Here is an 8,145-nt window from a genome sequence, read left to right as displayed (position 1 = left end):
ACATGGGGGCGGGCACGGCGGCGGACATCCCCACGGCATGGGCAGCCCGCATGGCGGCGGCCATCCGGGCAAGGGGCACCCCTGAACCGTTCCCCTCCCATTGGCTCACGCTTGAAAGCACCCTGCGACACCCCGCCGGTCAGGCTGAAACACCCTGGCCGGATCGCGCCCCGGGCGCCGCCCGGTGATCGGGAAACGGATCATTCCTTCTCACCCCGTCACCATCGTACCCCGCCGAAACCAAAGGTTTTACAGACCCCGCCGCGGCCCTTGTGGTTCGCCTTCCGTCATGGCACTTGTGCGGTGCACAAGAGGAAACGCCCCATGGCCGAACGCTCCAACAGCACCGAGAGGTCCCACCCCCACGCTCCGCCTCTGGTGACCGGACTGTCCGCCTATGCCGGCCAGTACGACCTCATCCTGTGCGATGTCTGGGGCGTGCTGCACAATGGCGTCGCCGCCTTCCCCTCCGCCTGCGACGCGCTCACCCGCATGCGCGCCGGCGGGGCCACCGTGGTCCTCGTTTCCAACGCGCCCCGGCCCCACCGCTTCGTCATGGAGATGCTGGACGGCCTCGGCGTGCCGCGCACCGCCTATGACGCCATCATCACCTCCGGCGACGTCACCCGCGAGATGCTGGCGGCCCGCACCGGCGCGCGCACCTACCATCTCGGCCCGGGGCGGGATCTCGGCCTGTTCGAGGGGCTCGATCTCGTCCTCACCGATCTCGCCGAAGCCGACCTCGTGGTGGTCACCGGCCTCTTCCACGACGAGGTGGAGACCCCGGATGACTATGTCGAGACCATCGCCGCCATGAAGGCCCGCGACCTGCCGCTCATCTGCGCCAATCCGGACCTGGTGGTGGAACGGGGCGAGAAGCTCATCTTCTGTTCCGGCGCCATCGCCAAGGCCTATGAGGAGGTTGGCGGCAAGGCCGTCTGGTGCGGCAAGCCCTACCGGCCCATCTACGACACCGCCTTCGCCCATGCCGAGGTGATCCGCGGCGGCGCCATCGACCGTGCCCGCGTGCTCGGCATCGGCGACGCCCTGCGCACCGACATCGCCGGCGCCAACGATGCCGGATTCGACAGCCTCTTCATCTCCGGCGGCATCCACGCGCAGGAGCTGAAATCGGTGGACGGGGCCATTCCCGACACGGAAAGCCTCGCCGAGCTGTTCACCGGTCACGCCCATCCGCGTGGCGTCATGCCCCGCCTCGCCTGGTGAGGCACCCTTGACGCCTGCCGCCGCCAGCGCCTAGAGCACCTGTTCTTCGTCGGCACCGGCGCGCGTTTGCGCCGGGCGCCGCCGCGTTTCGTCGCGACCAGGCAAGACACTCAAGGCAAGGCCGCCGCCCGCCGATGACAGGTGATCCCTCCCCCGACTTTCTCCTGGTAGGCGGCAGCGCGCCGCTTCCGCCAGATCTGGCGCGGCCGGTGGTGGCCATCGGCAATTTCGACGGCGTGCATCGCGGCCACCGGGCCGTGTTCGATACCGCCCGCGCCATGGCGGCCGAGGCCGGTGTATCGGCCCTCGCCCTCACCTTCGAGCCCCATCCGCGCACCTTCTTCAATCCCGCCTCGGCACCGTTCCGCCTCACCCCCGAGGCGCGCAAGCTGCGCCACATCGCCGAAAGCGGCTTGAAGGGCGCCATCGTGCTGCCCTTCAACGCCCAGCTCGCATCCATGGAGGCGGAAGATTTCGTGCGCGAGATCCTGGTGGAGCGCTACGGCGTCACCGGGGTGGCGGTCGGCTTCGACTTCCATTTCGGCCGCGCCCGCGCCGGCTCGCCCGCCTTCCTGGAGGAAGCGGGGCGGCGCCACGGCTTCAAGGTCACGGTGGTTCCCCCCATGCGGGACGAAGGCGACGCCATTTCCTCCACCGCCATCCGCCGGGCGCTGGCCGCCGGGCAGGTGGGCCACGCGGCGCACATGCTGGGCCGGCCGTTCGCGGTGGCGGCCGAGGTGATCCACGGCGACAAGCGCGGTCGCACCATCGGCTTTCCCACCGCCAACCTCGCTTTGGCCGAGGACATGGACCTCGCCTTCGGCATCTATGCGGTGCGCGCGGTGACGCCGCTGGGCCGCTTCGACGGGGTCGCCAATTACGGCCGCCGGCCCACCTTCGACAATGGCCGCCCCCTGCTGGAAGTACACCTGTTCGATTTCTCCGGCGACCTCTACGGCGCCACGCTGGAGGTGGAATTCCACGCTTATCTGCGACCGGAGCTGAAGTTCGACGGTATCGACGCCCTCGTCGCGCAGATCGCGGCGGATGCACGGCAGGCGCGGGACGTCCTCGCCAGGATTTGACGGCGCGGCATGCCGCCCTGCCATCTGAGTTAGCCGCACCTTAACCGGCTGGGCTTCATTCTCGCTGCGACCATGATCGCCGCGAGAAAAGACCGCTCCACCGTGCCAGCCACCCCCGCCCCCGAGGACCGCCGCTCGCCCTTCATCCGCCTCGCCGACCTCCTGGCGGGGATCGAGCCCGGCCGCCAGCCTTTGAGCGCGGCCGTGGGCGAGCCGCAGCACGCCATGCCCGCCTTCGTCGGGCCGGTGCTGGCCGATGCGCTGCCCGGCTTCGGCCGCTATCCGCGTGCCGAGGGCACTCCCACCTTCCGCGCCGCCGCCGCCCGCTGGCTGGCGCAGCGCTACGACCTCGCCCGCCCCATTGATGCGGAGCGCGAGGTGCTGGCCCTCAACGGCTCGCGCGAGGGCCTGTTCTCCGCCGCCATCGTGGCCCGCCGGCTGACGCCCGGGAAGGGCGCGAAGGGCCGCCCCGCCATGCTGCTGCCCAACCCGTTCTACGCCGCCTATGCCGCCGGCGCGGAAGCGGCCGGCTGCGAGGCGGTGGTGGTGCCCACCTCCAGGGACAGCGGCTGGCTGCCCGACCTCGACGCCCTCGACAAAGACCTGCTGGAGCGGACGGTGGCGCTCTATATCGCCTCGCCCGCCAACCCGCAGGGCTCCATTGCCTCGGCCGATTATCTCGGCAGGGCGCTGGAGCTGGCGCGCCGGCACGGCGCCTTCCTGTTCTCGGACGAGTGCTATTCGGAAATCTACCTGGGGGCGGAAAAGCCTGCCGGCATCCTGGAGGTGGCGGGCGCCGACTTCAGCCGGGCGGTGGCCTTCAATTCCCTGTCGAAGCGCTCCTCGCTGCCCGGCCTGCGTTGCGGCTTCTGCGCCGGGGACCCGGCCTTCCTGAAGGATTTCCTCGCCTTCCGCTGGGTGGCGGCGCCGCAGGTGCCCGAGCCGCTGCAGGCAGTGGCGGTGGCGGCGCTGGAGGACGAGGCGCATGTGACCGCCTCGCGCGACCTCTATCGCGCCAAGTTCGACCTTGCCGACCGCATGCTGGAAGGCCGCCTGGGCTATGAGCGGCCGGGCGGCGGCTTCTTCCTGTGGCTCGACGTGTCGCACCTCGCCACCGACTCCCTTTCGGGGGGCGAGGCGGCGGCGGTGAAGCTATGGCGCGAGCAGGGCCTGCGCACGGTGCCCGGCGGCTATCTCGCCCGCCGCGACCTCACCGGCGCCAACCCGGCCGCGAACTTCCTGCGCGTCGCCCTGGTCCAGGATCTTCCCACCTGCGAGGAGGTGCTGACCCGCCTCGTCGCCGCCCTCACCTGAAGGAGAGAAGCGCCGATGCCGAGGGCCAGAAGCCGAGCCGCCAGTGCCGATGCCGTGCTGAACACCCGCATGCCGCCCGTCGCCCCTCGTTTCGATCTCATCCCCGAGAGCGTGCGGCTCGCGGTGCGGCGCCGCGGGCGCGAGATCGTCGGCACCAGCCTGATCATCGCCACGCTGACCGCGTTCCTCGCGCTGGGCACCTGGTCGGCCTCGGACCCCAGCCTGTCCAACGCCACCCATGCGCCGGTCACCAACCTGCTCGGCTGGCCCGGCGCGGTGGTGGCGGACCTGCTGGTACAGCTGTTCGGCCTCGCCGCCCTCGCGGTGCTGCTGCCGCCGCTCTATTACGGCTGGCGACTGGTGACCCACCGCCCGTTCAGCCGCGAGCGCATGCGCACCACCTGCTGGCTCATCGGCGTATTGGGCGCCACCGCCTTCCTCGGCGCCCTGCCCCGGCCCGACAGCTGGCCGGGACTGACCGGCATCGGCGGAGCGCTGGGCGATCTCTTCCCCAGGGCGCTGGGCGTGGTGCGCGGCTCGGCGGCGTCCATCGTGGATGCCCTGGTCATCGGCGCGGCGGGCCTCGCCATCGGCACCACCGGCCTGTTCCTCGCGGTGAGCGGCGGACGGCGCACGCCGCTGAAGGTCGCGCCCGAAAACGAGCTGCCCGGCGAGATGGGCGACGAGGACGAGGAGGACGACGGCGCCGCCATCTCCCTCGGCGCCCTCACCCACACGTTGCTGTCCTGGAAAGCCCGCCTTGGCGGCGGGCGCCTTCTGGGCGAGCCGCGCGGAGCCGGAACCCCGGGCCCGGCCGGCGCCCCGGCGCCCCGGCGCGGCGGCGACCGCGTCGAGCCGCGCCTCGGCGGCGCAGCCGGAGAGGAACGCGCCGCCGAAGCCGGGCCGGATCTCGCCGCCGGCGAGCCGCGCGGCCGCTCCGCCCGGCGCGAGCCGAACGGGCGGCGTGGCCCGCGCCGCGGCTACCAGCACCCCTCCCTCGACCTCCTGACCCCGCCGGTGGCCACCAAGGTCCCGGCCATGAGCCCGGAGGCGCTGGCCGACACCGCGAAGGAGCTGAAGGGCACGCTGGAGGATTTCGGCGTGCGCGGCGAAATCGGGCAGGTGCGCCCCGGCCCGGTGGTCACGCTCTACGAGCTGGAGCCGGCGCCCGGCATCAAGTCGTCCCGCGTCATCGGCCTTGCCGACGACATCGCCCGCTCCATGAGCGCGGTGTCGGCGCGCGTCGCCGTGGTGCCCGGGCGCAACGCCATCGGCATCGAATTGCCCAACCAGAAGCGCGAGAAAGTGCTGCTGCGCGAACTGCTCGCCACCAAGGATTTCGGCGATTCGGGCCACAAGCTTGCCATCGCCTTGGGCAAGACCATCGGCGGCGATCCGGTGATCGTGGACCTCGCCCGCATGCCCCACCTGCTGGTGGCCGGCACCACCGGCTCCGGCAAGTCGGTGGCCATCAACACCATGATCCTCTCCCTGCTCTACCGGCTGAAGCCGGAGCAATGCCGGCTCATCATGGTGGACCCCAAGATGCTGGAACTGTCCGTCTATGACGGCATCCCGCATCTGCTCGCCCCCGTGGTCACCGATCCCAAGAAGGCGGTGGTGGCCCTGAAATGGGCGGTGAAGGAGATGGAGGACCGCTACAAGAAGATGTCGAAGCTGGGCGTGCGCAACATCGACGGCTTCAACGCCCGCGTGAAGGATTCCACCGACAAGGGCGAGACCCTCGCCCGCACGGTGCAGACCGGCTTCGACCACGAGACCGGAGAGGCCATCTACGAGCGCGAGGAGATGAACCTCGAGCCCCTGCCCTACATCGTCGTCATCGTCGACGAGATGGCCGACCTGATGCTGGTGGCCGGCAAGGACATCGAAGGCGCCATCCAGCGCCTCGCCCAGATGGCCCGCGCCGCCGGCATCCATCTGGTGATGGCCACCCAGCGCCCCTCGGTGGATGTCATCACCGGCACCATCAAGGCCAATTTCCCCACCCGCATCTCGTTCCAGGTCACGAGCAAGATCGACAGCCGCACCATCCTCGGCGAGATGGGCGCCGAGCAGCTCCTCGGCCAGGGCGACATGCTCTACATGGCCGGCGGCGGGCGCATTTCCCGCGTTCACGGCCCCTTCGTCGCCGACGAGGAGGTGGAAAGCGTGGTGAAGCACCTCAAGTCGCAAGGCGTTCCCTCCTATGTGGAGGCAGTCACCGCCGAAACCGACGACGAGGACGAGGGCACCGCCGTCTTCGACAAGGGCGCTTTCGGCGAGGAGGGGCAGGACCTTTATTCGCAGGCGGTCGCCGTGGTCATGCGCGACCGCAAGTGCTCCACCTCCTACATCCAGCGCCGGCTGCAGATCGGCTACAACCGCGCCGCCTCGCTGGTGGAGCGCATGGAGAAGGAAGGCCTCGTCGCCGCCCCCAACCATGCCGGCAAGCGCGAGATCCTGATGCCGGAAGAGGCGGCCGAGTAAAACCGCCGCGCTCTACGCCGGTGCCGGCAACGGTATTCACCGGCGGACTTCCGCGCACGCAATGCCAGGCCACAGGATCGCCATACGCCTTGGGCAGGGTCTATATTGACAAGATGTTCCTCCGATCCGCCTGCGCCGGGGCGGGGTCGGAACCCGACTTCAGGTTTCGCACTTCCCGTCCCGAACGCCGCGCGCCAGAGACCTCAATGATGCCGAGCCGCTTTCCCGCCAAGTCCCGCGTCCGCCGCTGCCTGTCGCCTGTGGCGCGCGGCGTTGCTCTCTCCTGCGGGCTTGCCATGACCCTCGCCATGCTGTCGGGGGCCGCCGCCTCGGCGCAGACGATCCAGCCCCCCGGCGACCTGATGAAGCCCCAGGGCCGCAACGCCGGTGCCACGGCAAAGCCCGGCCCGATGGCGCAGGTGGTGCCCCAGGCCCAGGCCGCGGCGAACCCGGATGGACGCGCGCCGCGGGCCACGGTGGATCGCATCACCAGCTACTACAACTCGGTGCAGGCGCTGACCGGCAACTTCACCCAGATCGACCCCGACGGCACCCGCCGCACCGGCGATGTCTACATGCAGAAGCCCGGGCGCGTGCGCTTCGAATACGATCCGCCGAGCCCGGTGGAGCTGATCGCCAACGGCCAGTCGGTGGCGGTGCGCGACCGCAAGCTGAACACGCAGGACGTCACGCCTTTGTCCCAGACCCCCCTGCGTTTCCTGCTGGCGGAGAAGGTCGACCTTGCCAGCGATCCCCATGTGGCGGGGGTGTTCCAGGACGACAAGTTCATCTCGGTGATCATCCAGGAACAGGTTCCCATGATTGGAACCTACCGCCTGCTCATCCTGTTCGACGCCAAGACCTCCGCCCTCAAGCAGTGGATCATCACCGATCCGCAGGGCTACGACACCCAGGTGACTCTTTCCAACCTGCAGGTGAACAAGAAGCCCGACCCGAAGCTGTTCGTGATCAATTTCGAGCGGATGCTGCAGTGACAGCCGCTTCCGCATGAGCGGAAGCGCTCACATCTGCGTGCGGGCACGGATGGCGGCGCTGAGGGTGCCCTCGTCGAGATAATCGAGCTCGCCGCCCACCGGCACGCCCTGGGCCAGCCGCGTCACCCGGACATTCGCCTCCCGCAGGAGGTCGGTGATGTAATGGGCCGTGGTCTGCCCGTCCACCGTGGCGCCGAGTGCCAGGATGACCTCGCCCACCTCGTCCTCATGCACCCGCGTGACCAGCCGGGCGAGGTTGAGGTCCTCGGGGCCCACCCCGTCCAGGGGCGAGAGCACCCCGCCGAGCACGTGATAGGGCGCATTGAGGACCCCGGCGCGCTCCAGCGCCCAGAGGTCGCCCACGTCCGCGACCACCACCAGGGTCCGCCGGTCGCGCGAGGCGTCGGTGCAGATGGTGCAGGGGTCGCATACATCCACATTGCCGCAGCGCCGGCATTCCACGATCTTGCCGAGCGCATCCGTCAGGGCCGCCGCGAGCGGCGCCATCAGCGCCTCGCGCTTCTTGATCAGATGCAGCGCCACCCGGCGCGCCGAACGCGGCCCCAGCCCCGGCAGGCGGGCGATGAGCTGGATCAGGCGCTCGATCTCGGGGCCGGCGACGGCACGGGGCATGGTCTCTCCTGAACCGGGTTCCAACCGGATGGTCCTGCCATCCGGTCGCTAGTGGATCAACCGAAACGGATGGTACCCATCCGTTTCGAAAAGTTGACCCACCAGATCAAAGAGTTGTGGTTCGACCGCGACAGATGGGTTCCATCTGTCGCGGTCGAACCACTAGAGCACGCGCCGACCTGCTTGTATCGCCAGTTGATCGGCGCGTGCTCTTTCTTGAGTTTAGAGGGCGCGGGCGCCACGTCGGATGCGTCAAATGCTTCGGCGTTGCTACTAGGCAGTGTGGACGGATTTGATGAGGATGAAGCTCAAGGCGAGGGCGACGATGGCAGCGAAGCCGCATTCGGTCTTCTCGCAGCGCAGGGCGACGCGCTTGAACCGCTTCAGTTTTCCGAAGCACT

Annotated in this window: 8 protein-coding genes; 7 read left to right on the top strand and 1 reads right to left on the bottom strand. The window is 69.6% G+C overall.

Going from position 1 to position 8,145, the window contains the following annotated elements:
- The 6 genes from K9U40_RS20610 to K9U40_RS20585 form a co-directional block, all read left to right on the top strand.
- Positions 1 to 188, top strand: a 188-nt coding sequence (locus tag K9U40_RS20610; protein WP_282891990.1) for a hypothetical protein, incomplete at its 5' end; no start/stop codon positions are given.
- Positions 189 to 324: 136 nt separating this feature from the next.
- Positions 325 to 1,227: a TIGR01459 family HAD-type hydrolase gene (locus K9U40_RS20605; protein ID WP_282891989.1), complete on the top strand. Its 903-nt coding sequence runs from the start codon at positions 325 to 327 to the stop codon at positions 1,225 to 1,227.
- A gap of 134 nt (positions 1,228 to 1,361) precedes the next feature.
- Positions 1,362 to 2,312 (top strand): bifunctional riboflavin kinase/FAD synthetase, encoded by a 951-nt coding sequence (locus K9U40_RS20600; RefSeq protein WP_282891988.1) that lies wholly within the window; start codon positions 1,362 to 1,364, stop codon positions 2,310 to 2,312.
- Positions 2,313 to 2,384: 72 nt separating this feature from the next.
- Complete coding sequence (locus K9U40_RS20595; RefSeq protein WP_282891987.1) at positions 2,385 to 3,626, top strand: aminotransferase class I/II-fold pyridoxal phosphate-dependent enzyme; 1,242 nt, start codon at positions 2,385 to 2,387, stop codon at positions 3,624 to 3,626.
- A gap of 15 nt (positions 3,627 to 3,641) precedes the next feature.
- On the top strand, positions 3,642 to 6,116 hold the full coding sequence (locus K9U40_RS20590) for a DNA translocase FtsK (protein ID WP_414114902.1): 2,475 nt from the start codon (positions 3,642 to 3,644) through the stop codon (positions 6,114 to 6,116).
- A gap of 206 nt (positions 6,117 to 6,322) precedes the next feature.
- Complete coding sequence (locus K9U40_RS20585) at positions 6,323 to 7,111, top strand: outer-membrane lipoprotein carrier protein LolA (RefSeq protein ID WP_282891986.1); 789 nt, start codon at positions 6,323 to 6,325, stop codon at positions 7,109 to 7,111.
- A gap of 27 nt (positions 7,112 to 7,138) precedes the next feature.
- On the opposite strand, the gene recR is transcribed toward K9U40_RS20585, so the two are convergent.
- Positions 7,139 to 7,744, bottom strand: a complete 606-nt coding sequence (recR, locus tag K9U40_RS20580; RefSeq protein ID WP_282891985.1) for a recombination mediator RecR — start codon at positions 7,742 to 7,744, stop codon at positions 7,139 to 7,141.
- 69 nt (positions 7,745 to 7,813) lie between these two features.
- On the opposite strand from recR, the gene K9U40_RS20575 reads away from it, so the two are divergent.
- Positions 7,814 to 8,145, top strand: a 332-nt coding sequence (locus tag K9U40_RS20575; protein ID WP_282891984.1) for a hypothetical protein, incomplete at its 3' end; no start/stop codon positions are given.

Source organism: Xanthobacter autotrophicus (genome assembly GCF_030015065.1).
Classification (GTDB): domain Bacteria; phylum Pseudomonadota; class Alphaproteobacteria; order Rhizobiales; family Xanthobacteraceae; genus Xanthobacter; species Xanthobacter autotrophicus_D.
The sequence above is the reverse complement of the archived record's forward strand: the minus strand, read 5'-3'. Positions and strand labels throughout refer to the sequence as shown.

What these genes read in the sequence shown, in the direction of transcription:
- K9U40_RS20600 (WP_282891988.1), top strand. Translation starts at nt 1,362, where the DNA reads ATGACAGGTGATCCCTCCCCCGACTTTCTCCTGGTAGGCGGCAGCGCG.
- K9U40_RS20585 (WP_282891986.1), top strand. Translation starts at nt 6,323, where the DNA reads ATGATGCCGAGCCGCTTTCCCGCCAAGTCCCGCGTCCGCCGCTGCCTG.
- K9U40_RS20595 (WP_282891987.1), top strand. Translation starts at nt 2,385, where the DNA reads ATGATCGCCGCGAGAAAAGACCGCTCCACCGTGCCAGCCACCCCCGCC.
- recR (WP_282891985.1), bottom strand. Translation starts at nt 7,744, where the DNA reads ATGCCCCGTGCCGTCGCCGGCCCCGAGATCGAGCGCCTGATCCAGCTC.
- K9U40_RS20590 (WP_414114902.1), top strand. Translation starts at nt 3,642, where the DNA reads ATGCCGAGGGCCAGAAGCCGAGCCGCCAGTGCCGATGCCGTGCTGAAC.
- K9U40_RS20605 (WP_282891989.1), top strand. Translation starts at nt 325, where the DNA reads ATGGCCGAACGCTCCAACAGCACCGAGAGGTCCCACCCCCACGCTCCG.